The sequence below is a fragment of the Bradyrhizobium sp. CCBAU 53415 genome, from assembly GCF_028128735.1.
In the GTDB taxonomy this organism is placed as follows: domain Bacteria; phylum Pseudomonadota; class Alphaproteobacteria; order Rhizobiales; family Xanthobacteraceae; genus Bradyrhizobium.
Genome location: NZ_LBJF01000001.1, coordinates 863,371 through 878,471 on the forward strand (window position 1 = coordinate 863,371; position 15,101 = coordinate 878,471).

General features: G+C 65.4%; 12 protein-coding genes. 6 read left to right on the forward strand and 6 right to left on the reverse strand.

Annotated features, from left to right (window positions below):
- Positions 1–177: 177 nt before the first annotated feature.
- From XH87_RS04005 to XH87_RS04025, 5 genes are all read left to right on the forward strand, one after another.
- Positions 178–1,377: a pyridoxal-phosphate-dependent aminotransferase family protein gene (locus XH87_RS04005; protein WP_271586244.1), complete on the forward strand. Its 1,200-nt coding sequence runs from the start codon at positions 178–180 to the stop codon at positions 1,375–1,377.
- 30 nt (positions 1,378–1,407) lie between these two features.
- Positions 1,408–2,205 (forward strand): enoyl-CoA hydratase/isomerase family protein, encoded by a 798-nt coding sequence (locus XH87_RS04010; protein ID WP_035716622.1) that lies wholly within the window; start codon positions 1,408–1,410, stop codon positions 2,203–2,205.
- A gap of 145 nt (positions 2,206–2,350) precedes the next feature.
- Positions 2,351–3,337, forward strand: coding sequence for a Bug family tripartite tricarboxylate transporter substrate binding protein (locus XH87_RS04015; RefSeq protein ID WP_271586245.1), 987 nt, complete (start codon positions 2,351–2,353; stop codon positions 3,335–3,337).
- Between the two features lie 61 nt (positions 3,338–3,398).
- Positions 3,399–3,941 carry a tripartite tricarboxylate transporter TctB family protein gene (locus XH87_RS04020; protein WP_035716616.1) on the forward strand — a complete coding sequence of 181 codons (543 nt, stop codon included), beginning with the start codon at positions 3,399–3,401 and terminating at the stop codon, positions 3,939–3,941.
- Positions 3,942–3,953: 12 nt separating this feature from the next.
- The gene (locus tag XH87_RS04025) at positions 3,954–5,471 is read left to right on the forward strand and encodes a tripartite tricarboxylate transporter permease (RefSeq protein WP_271586246.1); all 1,518 of its coding nucleotides are present in this window, start codon (positions 3,954–3,956) and stop codon (positions 5,469–5,471) included.
- Between the two features lie 127 nt (positions 5,472–5,598).
- Here the strand turns inward: XH87_RS04025 and XH87_RS04030 are convergent, their stop codons facing one another.
- Together XH87_RS04030 and XH87_RS04035 are read right to left on the reverse strand one after the other, a co-directional pair.
- Positions 5,599–6,792 (reverse strand): CaiB/BaiF CoA transferase family protein, encoded by a 1,194-nt coding sequence (locus XH87_RS04030; protein WP_271586247.1) that lies wholly within the window; start codon positions 6,790–6,792, stop codon positions 5,599–5,601.
- A gap of 131 nt (positions 6,793–6,923) precedes the next feature.
- Positions 6,924–7,226 carry a hypothetical protein gene (locus XH87_RS04035; protein ID WP_035716611.1) on the reverse strand — a complete coding sequence of 101 codons (303 nt, stop codon included), beginning with the start codon at positions 7,224–7,226 and terminating at the stop codon, positions 6,924–6,926.
- Between the two features lie 192 nt (positions 7,227–7,418).
- On the opposite strand from XH87_RS04035, the gene XH87_RS04040 reads away from it, so the two are divergent.
- Positions 7,419–10,370 carry a M10 family metallopeptidase C-terminal domain-containing protein gene (locus XH87_RS04040; RefSeq protein ID WP_271586248.1) on the forward strand — a complete coding sequence of 984 codons (2,952 nt, stop codon included), beginning with the start codon at positions 7,419–7,421 and terminating at the stop codon, positions 10,368–10,370.
- A gap of 29 nt (positions 10,371–10,399) precedes the next feature.
- On the opposite strand, the gene XH87_RS04045 is transcribed toward XH87_RS04040, so the two are convergent.
- The 4 genes from XH87_RS04045 to XH87_RS04060 all read right to left on the reverse strand — a co-directional run bounded on the left by XH87_RS04045 (position 10,400) and on the right by XH87_RS04060 (position 15,087).
- Complete coding sequence (locus XH87_RS04045; RefSeq protein ID WP_158667592.1) at positions 10,400–11,362, reverse strand: UDP-glucuronic acid decarboxylase family protein; 963 nt, start codon at positions 11,360–11,362, stop codon at positions 10,400–10,402.
- A gap of 167 nt (positions 11,363–11,529) precedes the next feature.
- Positions 11,530–12,279: a glycosyltransferase family 2 protein gene (locus XH87_RS04050; RefSeq protein ID WP_271586249.1), complete on the reverse strand. Its 750-nt coding sequence runs from the start codon at positions 12,277–12,279 to the stop codon at positions 11,530–11,532.
- Between the two features lie 11 nt (positions 12,280–12,290).
- On the reverse strand, positions 12,291–13,694 hold the full coding sequence (locus XH87_RS04055; RefSeq protein ID WP_271586250.1) for a capsular polysaccharide export protein, LipB/KpsS family: 1,404 nt from the start codon (positions 13,692–13,694) through the stop codon (positions 12,291–12,293).
- Positions 13,695–13,698: 4 nt separating this feature from the next.
- A complete protein-coding gene (locus tag XH87_RS04060; protein ID WP_271586251.1) occupies positions 13,699–15,087 on the reverse strand; it encodes a surface carbohydrate biosynthesis protein in 1,389 nt (462 codons plus the stop codon).
- Positions 15,088–15,101: the final 14 nt, after the last annotated feature.

Consider the following 15,101-nt stretch of genomic DNA (forward strand, 5'->3'; position numbering starts at 1 on the left):
GTCTTGCCTCCCGTCACGGCCCTTGGCAAGCGAGCCCTGCTTCCTGCGCATTGACGGAGCCCGCCGGGCGAGGGACAAGCCCGGCGAATAGTGATATGCGAGCGGCTCGCCGGAGCCCTCAATGCGGGCCGATGGACGCCGGAGCCAAGACAGCCTCAACGACCGGGAGGGACGCCGATGACCGTGCATACTGGAAGGCATTTCCTACAGATTCCAGGACCGACCAACGTGCCCGACCGGGTGCTGCGGGCGATGGACATGCCGACGCTGGACCATCGCGGTCCGGAGTTCGCCGAGCTCGGTTTCGCGGTTCTCGCCGCGATGCAGCGAGTGTTCCGCACCAAGCAGCCCGTGATCATCTTCCCCTCGTCGGGCACCGGCGCCTGGGAAGCGGCGATGGTCAATGTGTTTGCGCCCGGCGACAAGGTTTTGATGTGCGAGACCGGCCAGTTCGCCGTGCTTTGGCGCGGCATCGCCGACAAGTTCAAGCTCGACGTCGACTTCATCCCGAGCGACTGGCGCCATGGCGCCGATCTCGCCGAGATCGAGAAGCGCCTTGCCGCGGACAAGCAGCACGCGATCAAGGCGGTCTGCGTCGTCCACAACGAGACCTCGACCGGCTGCGTGACGCCGCCCGCGGAAGTGCGCAAGATTCTCGACCGCACGAAGCATCCGGCGCTGCTGATGGTCGACACCATCTCCGGCCTCGGCTCGATGGAATATGAGCACGATTCCTGGGGCATCGACGTCTCGGTCGCGGGCTCGCAGAAGGGCCTGATGCTGCCGCCCGGCCTTGGCTTCAACGCGGTCTCGGAAAAGGCGCTCGCCGTTGCCAAGGCCAACCCCGGCATGCGCTCCTACTGGGACTGGCAGGAAGTCATCAACTTCAACAAGCTCGGCACCTTCCCCTATACGCCCGCGACCAACCTGCTCTACGGCCTGCGCGAAGCGGTCAAGATGCTGGAAGAGGAGGGGCTGGAGAATGTCTGGTCCCGCCACAAGCGCCACAGCGCGGCGACGCGCGCCGCGGTCAAGGTCTGGGGCCTGGAGACGCAATGCGCCGATCCCGCCGCGCATTCGCCGGCGCTGACCGGCGTGCGCGTGCCGGAGGGACACGACGCCGACGCCTTCCGCAAGGTCGTGCTGGAAAATTTCGACATGTCGCTCGGCACCGGCCTGAACAAGGTCAAGGGCAAGGTGTTCCGCATCGGCCATATCGGCCATTTCAACGATCTGATGCTGATGGGCACGCTCGCCGGCGTCGAGATGGGCCTGGATCTTGCAAAGATCCCGCACAGGAGCGGTGGCGTGTTGGCGGCCATGGACGTCCTGAAGGGACGCGACGTAATGCCGATGGCCAAGGCCCAGGTGGCTTGATCCATCCAACTTGAAGAAAGAGATTGCGCGATGAACGCACCGACGACCGCAAACGAAGACCTGCTCTACTCCGTCCAGGACGGCATCGCGCGGATCACCTTCAACCGCCCGCAGGCGCGCAACGCGATGACCTTCGCCATGTATGACCGCATGGCGGAGATCTGCCAGGAGATCAACGCCGATCGCTCGATCAAGGCGCTGATCCTGACCGGCGCCGGCGACAAGGCGTTCGCCTCCGGCACCGACATCTCGCAGTTCCGCGCGTTCAAGACCGCGCAGGACGCGCTCGACTACGAGGCCCGCATCGACCGCGTGCTCGGCACGCTCGAGCAGTGCCGCGTGCCCGTGATCGCGGCGATCGCGGGCGCCTGTACCGGCGGCGGCGCCGGCATCGCGGCCTGCTGCGACCTCCGCATCGGCACCGAGACGACGCGGATGGGCTTCCCGATCGCGCGCACGCTCGGCAACTGCCTGTCGATGTCCAACATCAGCCGCGTCGTCGCGCTGGTTGGTCCCGCCCGCACCAAGGACATGATCTTCAAGGCGCGCCTCGTCGAGGCGCAGGAAGCGTTGGCGCTCGGCCTGCTCAACGAGGTCGTGCCCGACGTGGAGACGCTGCAACGCCGCGCCGACGAGACCGCGAAGCTCGTCGCCAGCCACGCGCCGCTGACGCTGGAAGCGACCAAGGAAGCGGTGCGCCGCATCCGCCGCACGCTATCGCGCGAGGAGGGCGAGGACCTGATCCTCAAGGCCTATATGAGCGAGGATTTCCGCGAGGGCATGGACGCCTTCCTCAACAAGCGGGCGCCCGTCTGGAAGGGCAGGTAAAGCGCCAGGAGCTTTCGGCATCGTCAGTCGAAAGTCATATGCGTTGAATTGCCGGCCGGCTTGAACTCGTCAGTATTAGTCCGCACAATGCAGGGATAGAATTTTCCGCACTACAAAGCCAAAAAAACATCGGGGGACGAAACTCGTGCGAATTCCAGTGAAAGCCGTCGGCGCGGCGACGGCGCTGTTGTTGAGCACGCCGGCCTTCGCCGGCTGGGAACCGGCGAAGCCGGTCGAGATCGTGGTTGCGGCGGGCGCGGGTGGCGCCTCCGACCAGATGGCGCGGATGATGCAGGCCGCGATCCAGAAGAACAATCTGATGAAGCAGCCGATGGTCGTCTCGCTCAAGGGCGGCGCCTCGGGCGCGGAAGCGCTGATGTACATGAAGTCCAGCGAGGGCGACCCGAACAAGGTGCTGATCGCCTATTCGCTGATCTACATGCTGCCGCTGTCGGCGAAGATCCCGTTCAACTGGCGTGAGCTGACCCCGGTCTCCGTGGTCGCGCTCGACCAGTTTGTTCTCTGGGACAACAGCGCAGGTCCCAAGACGGTGAAGGATTTCGTCGCAGCCGCGAAGGCCGCGAGCTCGCCGTTCAAGATGGGCGGGACCGGCTCCAAGCGCGAGGACCACGTGCTCACGGTGTTCCTCGAGCAGAAGACCGGCGCGAAATTCTCCTATCTGCCCTACAAGTCCGGCGGCGAGGCCGCGACCCAGCTGGTCGGCAACCACACCGAAGCCAACGTCAACAATCCCTCAGAAAATCTCGAAGTCTGGCGCGCGGGCCAGGTGCGTCCGCTCTGCGTGTTCGACAAGGAGCGCATCTCCTACGCCGGCAAGGTGACGGACACCCAGTCCTGGGCCGACATCCCGACCTGCAAGGAGGAGGGCGTCGACGTGCAGTATCTGATGCTGCGCGCGATGTTCCTGCCCGGCAAGGTCACGCCGGAGCAGCAGGCGTTCTATGTCGATCTGTTCCACAAGGTGACGCAGACCGCGGAATACAAGGAGTACATGGAGAAGCAGGCGCTGAAGCCGATCTTCCTCACCGGCAAGGACATGGTGCAGTTCCTCGAGGAGGACGATGCGCTGAACAAGTCGCTGATGTCGGAAGCCGGTTTCGTCGCGAAGTAGCCCTTTCGCCTCTCCCCGCTTGCGGGGAGAGGGGATTGGCCACAGCATTTGTTGCTCGCTCATGTCCCAGACCGATCTTGAAATCGTCGTCGACGATCCGACCGCGCCTGAGGACGACTCCCCCTCTGTCGTGTCTTCCGGCACGATCGAGGTCGTCGTCTGCCTCCTGCTGCTGGCCCTTGCCGTCACGCTCGGCTACGACAATTGGCGCACCGGCGCGTCCTGGGATGCGACCGGGCCCGAACCCGGCTATTTCCCGTTCTACCTCTCCATCATTCTCGGCGGCGGCAGCCTCTACGGCCTGATCGTGGCGCTCGTCGCGCATCGCGCGGCGCGCGAGACCTTCGTCACGCGCGCGCAGGGTCGCCGCGTGATGGCGGTGTTCGTGCCGACGCTGCTGTTCTGCCTGGTGACGCAGTTCCTCGGCCTCTATGTCGCGAGCTTCCTCCTGATCGCGGGCTTCATGCGGCTCGTCGGCAAGATCGCGCTGTGGAAGTCGCTGCTCACCGCTTTCGTGTTCACGGCGATCATGTTCGTCACCTTCGACATCGCCTTCGACGTCATCATGCCGAAGGGGCCGCTCGAAGCGGCTCTCGGCCGCTAGGCGGGCGGCGCGATGGAAGCTCTCGGTCTCCTGCTCCACGGCTTTGCCGTCCTGCTGACCTGGAAGACGCTCGTGCTGATGATGGTCGGGCTGGTGCTCGGCATCTTCGTCGGCGTGCTGCCCGGGCTCGGCGGCCCCAATGGCGTCGCGATCCTGTTGCCGCTCACCTTCACGATGGACCCGACCTCGGCGATCGTGATGCTGTCCTGCATCTACTGGGGCGCGCTGTTCGGCGGCGCCATCACCTCGATCCTGTTCAACATCCCGGGCGAAGCCTGGTCGGTCGCGACCACGTTCGACGGCTATCCGATGGCGCAGCAGGGCAGGGCGGCGGAGGCGCTGACTGCGGCGTTCACCTCTTCCTTCGTCGGCTCGCTGGTCGCGGTGCTGCTGATCACGTTCCTTGCGCCGATGATCTCGTCCTTTGCGCTGAAGTTCGGCCCGCCGGAGTTCTTCGCGGTCTACCTGCTGACCTTCTGCTCCTTCGTCGGCCTCGGGCGCGAAGCCAAGCACAAGACGGTCATCTCGATGTCGCTGGGGCTGCTGCTCGCCGGCATCGGCATGGATACCGTCTCCGGCAGCCTCCGCATGACCTTCGGTTCGCCGGAATTGCTCCGCGGCATCAACTTCCTGGTCGCCGTCATCGGCCTGTTCGGCATCAGCGAGATCCTGCTGACGATGGAGGAGCGGCTGGCGCTGCGAGGACATGCCGCGGGCATTTCGCTCCGCGTCGTGCTCGGCGTCTGGAAGGACCTGCCGAAATACTGGGTGACGCTGCTGCGCTCCTCCTTCATCGGCTGTTGGCTCGGCATCACCCCCGGCGGCGCGATCGCGGCGTCCTTCATGGGCTACAACCTCGCCAAGCGCTTCGCCAAGCAGCCTGAAAGTTTCGGCAAGGGCCGCATCGAGGGCGTGTTCGCGCCGGAGACGGCGGCGCATGCCTCCGGCACCTCGGCGCTGCTGCCGATGCTGGCGCTCGGCATTCCCGGCTCCGGCACCGCGGCGATCCTGCTCGGCGGCCTGATGGTGTGGGGGCTCAATCCGGGGCCGCTGCTGTTCGTCGAGCACAAGGATTTCGTCTGGGGCCTGATCGCCTCGATGTATCTCGGCAATGTCGTCGGCCTCGTGCTGGTGCTGACGACCGTGCCGATCTTCGCTTCGATCCTGCGCGTGCCGTTTGCCGCGGTGGCGCCGATGATCGTGGTGTCCTGCGCGATCGGCGCCTATGCGATCCAGAACGCGATGTTCGACATCTGGCTGATGCTCGGCTTCGGCGTAGTCGGCTACGTCTTCAAGAAGATCGGCATTCCACTGGCGCCGTTCACCCTCGCGCTCGTGCTCGGCAACCGCGCCGAGGATGCCTTCCGCCTGTCGATGATCGGCTCGGGCGGAACCTTGAAGGTGTTCTGGTCGAACGGCCTGGTCGGCTCGATCACGACGCTGGCGATTGTGCTGCTGTTCTGGCCGGTCATCGACGGCCTGCTCGGTCGCGTCGGATGGACGCAGCGGGCCAGGGCGACCCCGCAATGAGCGGGCGCCGGACGGCAAGATCCCCAGAGCTGGAGCGCGAAGCCCGAATATCTCTACAGAGGCGTCCAGCAGGAAGCATGGCCCGGCTCGCGCCGGGCTTTGTCATTGGAGACGGTAGGCGTGAGGTTCACACCACCTTGGCGTCCCTGAGCCTTGCGATCTCGTCCGCGCCGAAGCCGAACTCCTTCAGCACCTCGTCGGTCTGCTCGCCGAATTCCGGCGGCCGCGCCACCATCCTGCTCGGCGTGCGCGACAGCGTCACGGGCTGACCGACCAGGCGGATATGGCGGCCCTCGTCGTTGGGCACGTCCTGCGCAATGCCGAGATGCCTGACCTGCGCGTCGTCGAACATCTGGTCGATGGCATAGATCGGACCGCAGGGCACGCCGGCCTCGTTGAGCTCGCGAACCCAGGTCTCGGTCGACTTCGTCACCGTGCGCTTTTCGATCTCGGCGTTGAGCGCGTCGCGGTTCTTGGAGCGGTCCGGGGCTGTCGCGTAGTCGGGATGGCCGTACAGCTCCGGCGCGCCGATCGCCTGCGCGCAGCGCTCCCAGATCCGCCCCCCCGTGGTGGCAATGTTGATGTAGCCGTCGGAGGTCTTGAACACGCCGGTCGGGATGCTGGTCGGGTGGTTGTTGCCGGCCTGCTTGGCGACCTCCTTCTCCATCAGCCAGCGCGCGGCCTGGAAGTCGAGCATGAAGATCTGGGCCTGGAGCAGCGAGGTCTGCACCCACTGGCCCTTGCCGGAGACCTCGCGTTCGAGCAGCGCGGTGAGGATGCCCATGGCGCAGAACAGGCCCGCGGTGAGGTCGGCGACGGGAATGCCGACCCGCATCGGGCCTTCGCCCGGCGCCCCGGTGATCGACATCAGCCCGCCCATGCCCTGCGCGATCTGATCGAAGCCCGGCCGCTTGTGGTAGGGGCCATCCTGGCCGAAGCCGGAGATGCTGCCATAGACGATCCCCGGGTTGATCGCGGCGAGGCTGTCATAGTCGATGCCGAGCTTCTTCTTCACGTCGGGCCGGAAATTCTCGACCACGACGTCGGCTTTGGCGGCGAGGCGCTTGAACACGGCGAGCCCGCGCTCGTCCTTCAGGTTCAGCGTCATGGCTCGCTTGTTGCGGTGCAAATTCTGGAAGTCGGAACCGCGCCGGGGGCCGCCCGGCTGCTCGCCGCCGGCGTCCTCGGTCAGCGCGTCGATCTTGACGACGTTGGCGCCCCAGTCCGCGAGCTGGCGCACGCAGGTGGGCCCGGAGCGGACGCGGGTCAGATCGAGCACGGTGAAACGCGACAGGGCTTCCGAGGCATGCGGAAAGGGCATCTTGAAGGGCTCCGGGACAGATTGCGGCGCCTACCATAGTGCCGAAAGACCTTGCGGCAAGCCTGGTCAGATGCGGATGCCGCCTGCCGAAACGCCATGCCTGACGCGGCTTTGCTGCGGTGCGTAGAGGGTCAGCGCGACAGCCGCTTCAAGTCCGCGCGCGCCTGCTCGGCCAGGGGATCATCACCGTGCCTCGCAATGAAGAGCTCGAACGCTTCCCGTGTTCCCTTCCTGCGGGCGGCTTCGTATTCCTCCGCCACCGCGACGGCAGGATCGCGGGCCATTGGCATGGAGGGGGCGCGTCCTGCCTTGCCGCTGTTATCCGCGTTGGCCTTTTCCACCATGGCGGGCAATCCTCCGAGGGTGATGTGATCGAGCCCGGCGAGCATCATAAGGGCTCCAAACAGGCCGGCTGGGAGTGAACGTCGTCTCATGAAACCCTGCAAATGACAGGCGGCGCGAGCCCCCGTTCGCGCCCGTATGATTACGGGTTTCCATGGCTAACGGCGCATTATGGCGGAGGTCCGGGCGGTCTCGCCAAATTTAAACCAAACGTTCAGCTCTCTAGCTAGAATGATCCGTTAACGCCTCGAACACGACGGGGCCTGCTGTTTCGGAGTTTCTCTTTGGCCACCGCTGTCACGGTCACCAAGACCAACAACGCCGAGATCGACGGCCTGCTGTCGGGCTACAAATGGTCGGGTGCGATCACCTACAGCTTTCCCGACTCGCCCAGCGACTACGCCAATCCGTACACCGGCGGCAGCAGTGAGCCGACCACCTCGGGCTTTGCCTCGGTGCCCAGCCAAATCCAGGGGGCGATCAACTACGCGATCGGACTGATCCTCAGCTACACCAACGCCGACATCCAGTACGCAGGCACGAACGGCGCCGATATCATGATCGCGCAGTCGCCGGCGGCCAATCCGACTGCCTATGCCTACTATCCCGGCAACTATGCGTCCGGCGGCGACATCTGGTTCGGCACTCAATACAATTTCTCGCTGGCCAAGCTCGGCAACTACTACTTCACCACCGCGCTGCACGAGCTCGGCCATGCCGTCGGCCTCAAGCACAGCCAGGAGACGGGCGGCCCCGCGAACGTCGCGGTGCCGAGCGCGCATGACGACAGCGAATATACCGTCATGAGCTATCGCAGCTATGTCGGCGCTTCGACTACGACCGGCTACACCAACGAAGCGTACGGCTATCCGCAGACCTACATGGCCAACGATATCCTCGCGCTTCAGACGATGTACGGCGCGGACTACACGACCCAGGGCAGCAACACCGTCTACACCTGGGATCCGAACACGGGGCAGGAGTTCATCGACGGCGTCGGGCAGCTCGCGCCGGGCGGCGGCACCGGCGGCTCGGCAAACCGCATTTACGAGACCGTCTGGGACGGCGGCGGCGTCGACACCTACGACCTGTCGAACTACACGACGAACCTGAGCATCAATCTCAATCCCGGTGCCTCGTCGCTGTTCTCCTTGGTGCAGCGGGCCTATCTCGGCGACGGCCATTACGCGTCCGGCAACGTCTACAACGCCTATCTCTACAACGGCGATGCGCGCTCCTATATCGACAACGCCATCGGCGGGTCCGGCAACGACACGATCGTCGGCAACGCCATCGCCAACGTGTTGAACGGTGGCGGCGGCAACGACACGATCACCGGCGGTGCGGGCAATGATATCATCGATGGCGGTTCAGGCACCGACACGGCAGTGTATTCGGGCAGCCAGTCCAGCTACACGATTTCTTACAATGCGGCGGCACAGACCTTCACCCTGACCGACCTGCGCAGTGGCTCACCTGACGGCACCGATACCGTTGCAGCAGTCGAGTATTTCCAGTTTGGGGATGGCACGGCCGGTAGCGCCAGCCTGACGACGACTGTGATCGAGACGTTCGGATCGACCAGCGTGGTCCGGTCCGGCGGCAACTACCACCTGGACAGCATCTCGACCGGCACCGGACCTGTGCTGAAATATGCGGGATCTGCGGTGATCGCGGCGAATTGGGGGGTGTGGACGGTCATTGGCGCCGAGCAGGTGTCGGGCGGCGGCTACGACGTGGTCTGGAAGAGTTCATCGAACCAGCACTATTCGGTGTGGAGCACGGACAGCAACGGCAACTTCCTGACCACGCTCGCCGCGGCCTCCGAAGTGCTGGGGACCGATGCGTCCCTGCAGGCGTTGGAACCGACGCTCCAGCAGGATCTCAACGGCGACGGCACGATTGGCGTGCCTGTCGTCAGTGACACCACGATCGAGACGTTCGGGTCGACCAGCGTGGTCCTGTCCGGCGGCAACTACCACCTGAACAGCATATCGAGCGGCACCGGACCTGTCCTGAAATACGCGGGGTCTGCGGTGGTCGCGGCGAATTGGGGGGTGTGGACGGTCATTGGCGCCGAGCAGGTGTCGGGCGGCGGCTACGACGTCGTCTGGAAGAGTTCATCGACCCAGCATTATTCGGTGTGGAGCACGGACAGCAACGGCAACTTCCTGACCACGCTCGCCGCGGCCTCCGAAGTGCTCGGGTCCGATCCGTCTCTGAAAGCGCTGGAGCCGACGCTCCAGCAGGATCTCAACGGCGACGGCACGATTGGCGTGCCTGTCGCCAGTGGCACCACGATCGAGACGTTCGGGTCGACCAGCGTGGTCCTATCCGGCGACAACTACCACCTGAACAGCATATCGAGCGGCACCGGACCTGTCCTGAAATACGCGGGGTCTGCGGTGGTCGCGGCGAATTGGGGTGTATGGACGGTCATTGGGGCCGAGCAGGTGTCGGGCGGCGGCTACGACGTCGTCTGGAAGAGTTCATCGACCCAGCATTATTCGGTGTGGAGCACGGACGGCAACGGCAACTTCCTGACCACGCTCGCCGCGGCCTCCGAAATGCCGGGGACCGACCCGTCCCTGCAGGCGCTGGAGCCGACACTCCAGCAGGATCTCAACGGCGACGGCACGATTGGCGCCCCTGCCCTCAGTAGCACCACGATCGAGGCGCTCGGATCGACCAGCGTGGTCCTGTCCGGCGGCAACTACCACCTGAACAGCATCGCGACCGGCACCGGACCTGTGCTGAAATATGCGGGGTCTGCGGTGATCGCGGCGAATTGGGGGGTGTGGACGGTCATTGGGGCCGAGCAGGTGTCGGGCGGCGGCTACGACGTCGTCTGGAAGAGCTCATCGAACGCCCATTATTCCGTCTGGAGCACGGACGCCAACGGCAACTTCGTGACCACGCTGGCGGCGGCCCCGGAAGTGCTCGGGTCCGATCCGTCCCTGAAGGCGCTGGAGCCGATCCTCCATCAGGATCTCAATGGCGACGGCAGCGTCGGCGCTGCGCCGCTCGCGGGGGATGCGCTCGTGTTCAGGTTCGATGATACGTCACTGTCCAGCCCGCCGGAGCCGCCTGATCCGATGCCCGGCTGGGTTGGTGCGGAGGTCACGTCCGCGCCGTCGGTGCCCGCTGAGGCGGCGGCGAACCAGGATGCTCCCGTGCCGGTCAGCCCGGTTGACCTTCTCCACGACCTGCACGCCAGCGGTTTGCTGCTCGCCTGACGCCATTGCGGCCATCGTGTCCAGCCGGATCAGGCGATCTCGAACGAGTGCTTGAAATAGGCGATGGTCTCCTTCAGGCCGTCCTCGAGCGCGACCTTCGGCTCCCAGTTCAGGACAGCCTTCGCCTTGGTGAGGTCGGGCTGGCGCTGGCGCGGATCGTCCTGCGGCAGCGGCTTGAACTCCAGCTTGGAGCGTGAGCCGGTGAGCTTGATGACCTTCTCGGCGAGCTCGCGGATGGTGAACTCGGAATTGTTGCCGAGATTGATCGGGCCGGTGACGTCTTCCGCGCTCACCATCAACCGCAGGATGGCTTCGACGAGGTCATCGACATAGCAGAACGAACGGGTCTGACCGCCGTCGCCGAACACGGTGATCGGCTCGCCCTTGAGGGCCTGGACGATGAAGGACGACACCACGCGACCGTCATTTGGCTGCATGCGCGGGCCGTAAGTGTTGAAGATGCGCGCGACCTTGATCGGCAGGCCGTGCTGACGCCAATAGTCGAAGAACAGCGTCTCGGCGCAGCGCTTGCCCTCGTCGTAGCAGGAGCGGATGCCGATCGGGTTGACGTTGCCCCAGTAGTCCTCGGTCTGCGGATGGATCAGCGGATCGCCATAGACCTCGCTGGTGGAGGCCTGGAAGATGCGCGCCTTGAGCCGCTTGGCGAGCCCCAGCATGTTGATGGCGCCGTGCACCGAGGTCTTGGTGGTCTGCACGGGATCGCGCTGGTAGTGGATCGGAGAGGCCGGGCAGGCCAGGTTGAAGATCGCGTCGACCTCGATGTAGAGCGGGAAGGTGACGTCGTGCCGGACAGCCTCGAACAGCGGATTCGCGATCAGATGGGCAATGTTGCGCCGGCTGCCGGTGAAATAATTGTCCGCGGACACCACTTCGGCACCCGCATCGAGCAGCCGCTCGCAGAGATGCGATCCGATGAACCCGGCGCCTCCGGTCACGAGGATGCGGCTGTTCTTGTAGCTTTCAAACGGCATGATCGGTTCCAGATTGTTCGCAGCGGGAGCGGGCTGAGTGGTATCGGCAACGGCCGGACTCGCCAATAGCGAAATGGGTTTGGATCGAGGTAATTAAACACCGCTACTGTGCATGGGGTTGTTTTCGTGTTTTTTAGGCGGGTGCGTCGGACGCCCGGCCGATCAGTCTAGAACTCCCGCCGCTTCAGCCAGGCCCGCGCGCCCCAATGAGCAAAGCACCAGGCCGATCGGAGCAGGGACAGGTGTTCGACGTTGCGGTAGATCTGCCAGACCCATTTGGCCGAGCGCACCGGACGGCTGGAGACAGAGGAGCCCCTGACGCGGTAGCGCGCGAGATCCTCGTTGAGGCCGTAGGCGATGTGGCCGCGCTCGAGGATCGAGAGCCACAGGCAGAAATCGTCATAGCCCTCGTTCTTCATCGCAATGGGGCCGGCGATCTCGCGGTCGACCATCGCGGTCAGCGTCGCGATCGCGGTGTTCTTCAGGAGCTGCCCATAGCTGAGCGAGGCCGGCACCTCGATCAGCCGTCCGGTGACCGTGTTGGTCTCGTCGATGCGGCGGAAGGCGGTGTAGCTGAGCGCGGCCCGCTTCGCCTTCGCGAAGGCGAGCTGCCGCTCGAGCTTCTCGGGCAGCCACAGATCGTCGCTGTCGAGGAAGGCGAGATAGCGGCCCTGCGCCCGGTCGATCGCGGCCTGCCGCGCCAGCGCCGGCCCTCCATTCTTCGCCTGCCGGATCAGCTTGACGCGCGGATCGCGCTCGCCGATGTCAGCGATGATCTGCGGTGTCCTGTCGGTCGAGCAGTCGTCGGCGATCAGGAGCTCCCAATCGGCGAAGCTCTGGCTCTGCACGGAGCGGATGGTCTCCTCGATCAGGCCTTCGACGTTCCAGGATGGGGTGATGATCGAGACGAGCGGCATGACGGGTCCGTTCAATTCGCGCGGGCGGGCTCAGCGATCGCGGCGCGCAAGGAGGCCGCAAACGTGTCGAGCAGACCGGGATCGCTGATATAGAGCTCGCCCGGAAACGATCTGCGCCAGGCCGATTCGAAATAGGGCGCGCCCTTGGCTGGATCGAACGGCCCGGCGGAGAGCGCCTCGCGCAGCCGCGCGGGCACGTCCGCCAGCCGGTCGACCGCATGGACCAGCGGGCAGGAGCGGTAGAACGCATCGCCCATCACCACGACCGGCTTGCCGAGCAGCAAGGCCTCGGCGCCGGACTTGCTGTTGACGGAGATGACCGCATCGGCGCGGTTGAGCACTGTGTAATTGTTGGTCTGCGGCGGCAGCAGCACGAGATTGTCGAAGCGGCGCGCCAGCTCGAACAGGCGATCGGCCGAGATCGCGCCGATCTGGGCAGGGTGTTCCTTCACCACCAGCACATGCGAGTCCGGGATCGTCCGCAGCAGGAAGTCGACGGTTGCGACCTGGTCGAGATAGTCGGGCGAGCGCAGCGTCAGCGCCATGTCGGCCGGAACGTGGAACGGATAGTAGACGAAGGGGACCTCGGGGATCGGCTTGTAGAGCCTGCGCAGACGCGTCGCATTGAGCGCCATCGCCGCGTGGACGCGGGCGTGGCGCAGATTGTGCCCGAACTCCTGATGTTTGCCGAGCGCGAACTGGTCCCACAGTTTCTCGGTGAGGCGGCGGGCGTTGCGCAGGTTCACGACCTTCTTGAAGGCCGCCGAATAATGATGCTGGTCCTTCTTGGGGATGACGATCGCCCGCTGCGTCAGCGTGTCGTCGAGATAGGCACGTACCTCCGGCGACACGGCGTCCGCCGGCGTCGGCATCACGTCGGGCGCGCCGAGAGTGTCGGGCGTGAAGTACATGCGGCCGCGAAAGAACGAAGGCTCGATGAACCAGTTGCGGATGCTGCGGCGCCTGGCGGCGTAGAAGCTCGCGATCACCGAGAGAAAGCCGCCGAGCTCCTGCACCAGTTCGGGGCGCTTGCCTTGCTTTTCCAGGCGGTCGAGCACCGTCTCCATGGCGTTGGCGTAGATCATGAACCGTCGTCGCAGCGCTGCGGTGTCGCGGATGCCGAAGGTGAAGCGCTCATGGCTGAACAGGAAATTGGTCCCGTCGAGCCCGTAGGCGACGACGCGTGCGTCGAACGCGCCGCGGTCGTCGGGCGAGGGGCCGCCCTTGAGGCCCTCGCGGTACATGTTCGTGACCGGCACGCCCTCGGCCGCCGACATCTCGGCGCTGCGATCGTCGAAGGCGAGCAATTCGACGTCATCGCCGGCCGCGCGCAGCCGTTGCGCGACCGGAATCCAGAACCGGGTCTGGTATTCGGCAAGCGTGGTGATGAGAATGGTTCTTGCGGATGTGGCCATGGGTCTATCGGGCGGGTTCGATGGCAATGCTCGCGAGCGGCAAGCCCGTCGTCGCGCAATGTGCTCGTTCCGCGGTGAATTGCGACGGGCTCGCGCGGTCATGAGTTGCGATACGCTGCAGCAGGCTCCTGACGAAGACCGGCTCGATCCGCTTGTCGCGCCGGGCGGGGTTGAACCGGCTGCGCAGCCGTTCCGTGACGGCCGATCCGAGCGCGGCGCTGGCGGCGCCCTTGACGATCTGGCCGACACTCGGCTTGTCGCGCGTGCCCTTCACGGTCGCCAGCAGCGACACGTATGGCCGGCGCGAAGTCGCCGCGCGAGTCAGGACGTCAGCGACGCGTTCGGCGGCCTGGCCGTCGTTGAGATGGAAGAAGGCCTCGATATCGGCGGCATGGACGCGGGCGAAATCGAAGGTCTCGGTCTCGCGCTCGATGTGATCGATCGCGCCAAGCAGTTCGTCGAACGAGGCGACCGGCCGGCTCACGCGCGCGGGCAGCGCGGCGTGTCCCGCGGTGGTCGGCGTGTTCAGATATTCGAGTTGGAGCGGAAGCTTTCCCAGCAGGACCGATTCGACGGCCGTACCGCAGTTGAGATGAACGACGGCGGCCGCATTGCGGATGCGGTCGAGCACGCTGCCGGTGCCGTCGATCACCACGTTGGCGTGACGCGAGAGTGCGTCGCGATAGACGCCCTCGCTCTCGAACGGATGCGGACGCACGAGAATGTTGCGGTCGGGCCGCGCCGCGGCGAGCCGATCGATCTCGGCGAGATAATTCGCGAAGACCTGCTTCAGGTCCGCGATGAAGCGATCGACATAGGCACCGTCCCAGCCGGCCCGCACCATCGCTTCGCGCTCGCCGCCCGGCTTGCCGGTGAAGCGCGAATTGACCAGCGGGAAGTTGGCGTTGACGAGCAGGTAGCCGCGCGGCTCGCCATCGAGCAGCGGGCGCCAGCGCGGCGCCGCAAAGTCGAAGCGCGGACATCCGGTAAGGTGGAGCTGCTCCGGCTTCATGGTTCCGGCCGCGCGAAAGGCGTCGTGGAGCCGGCTGCCCCAGAAGAAATAGCCCGAGAGGATCTCCGCGTAGCCGCTGCCCTTGATGTGGGCGGCCATTGCCGGCGGCGAGTTGCCGCCCTTCTCGGCGAGCACGCCGCCTTCGGTGTCGAGGACGTAGAGCGCGAGGCCGGCCCTGGCAAAGCTGCGCATCAGGTCGAGATTGACCGGGCGCGCGTAGTTGACGACCAGCGCATCGAGTCCGAGCCGCGGGACGTCGACGGCCTGCTCGTACATCGGCACCAGCACGACGGAGACGCCGCGCCGCGCGAGCTGATAACCGAGCATGACCGCCCCCGGCAGGTCACGCTTGGGGTGATCGACCACCAGGCCTATGCGCAAGATGTGGGCTCCCG

What these genes read in the sequence shown, in the direction of transcription:
- XH87_RS04005 (WP_271586244.1), top strand. Translation starts at nt 178, where the DNA reads ATGACCGTGCATACTGGAAGGCATTTCCTACAGATTCCAGGACCGACC.
- XH87_RS04010 (WP_035716622.1), top strand. Translation starts at nt 1,408, where the DNA reads ATGAACGCACCGACGACCGCAAACGAAGACCTGCTCTACTCCGTCCAG.
- XH87_RS04020 (WP_035716616.1), top strand. Translation starts at nt 3,399, where the DNA reads ATGTCCCAGACCGATCTTGAAATCGTCGTCGACGATCCGACCGCGCCT.
- XH87_RS04025 (WP_271586246.1), top strand. Translation starts at nt 3,954, where the DNA reads ATGGAAGCTCTCGGTCTCCTGCTCCACGGCTTTGCCGTCCTGCTGACC.
- XH87_RS04030 (WP_271586247.1), bottom strand. Translation starts at nt 6,792, where the DNA reads ATGCCCTTTCCGCATGCCTCGGAAGCCCTGTCGCGTTTCACCGTGCTC.
- XH87_RS04035 (WP_035716611.1), bottom strand. Translation starts at nt 7,226, where the DNA reads ATGAGACGACGTTCACTCCCAGCCGGCCTGTTTGGAGCCCTTATGATG.
- XH87_RS04045 (WP_158667592.1), bottom strand. Translation starts at nt 11,362, where the DNA reads ATGCCGTTTGAAAGCTACAAGAACAGCCGCATCCTCGTGACCGGAGGC.
- XH87_RS04050 (WP_271586249.1), bottom strand. Translation starts at nt 12,279, where the DNA reads ATGCCGCTCGTCTCGATCATCACCCCATCCTGGAACGTCGAAGGCCTG.
- XH87_RS04055 (WP_271586250.1), bottom strand. Translation starts at nt 13,694, where the DNA reads ATGGCCACATCCGCAAGAACCATTCTCATCACCACGCTTGCCGAATAC.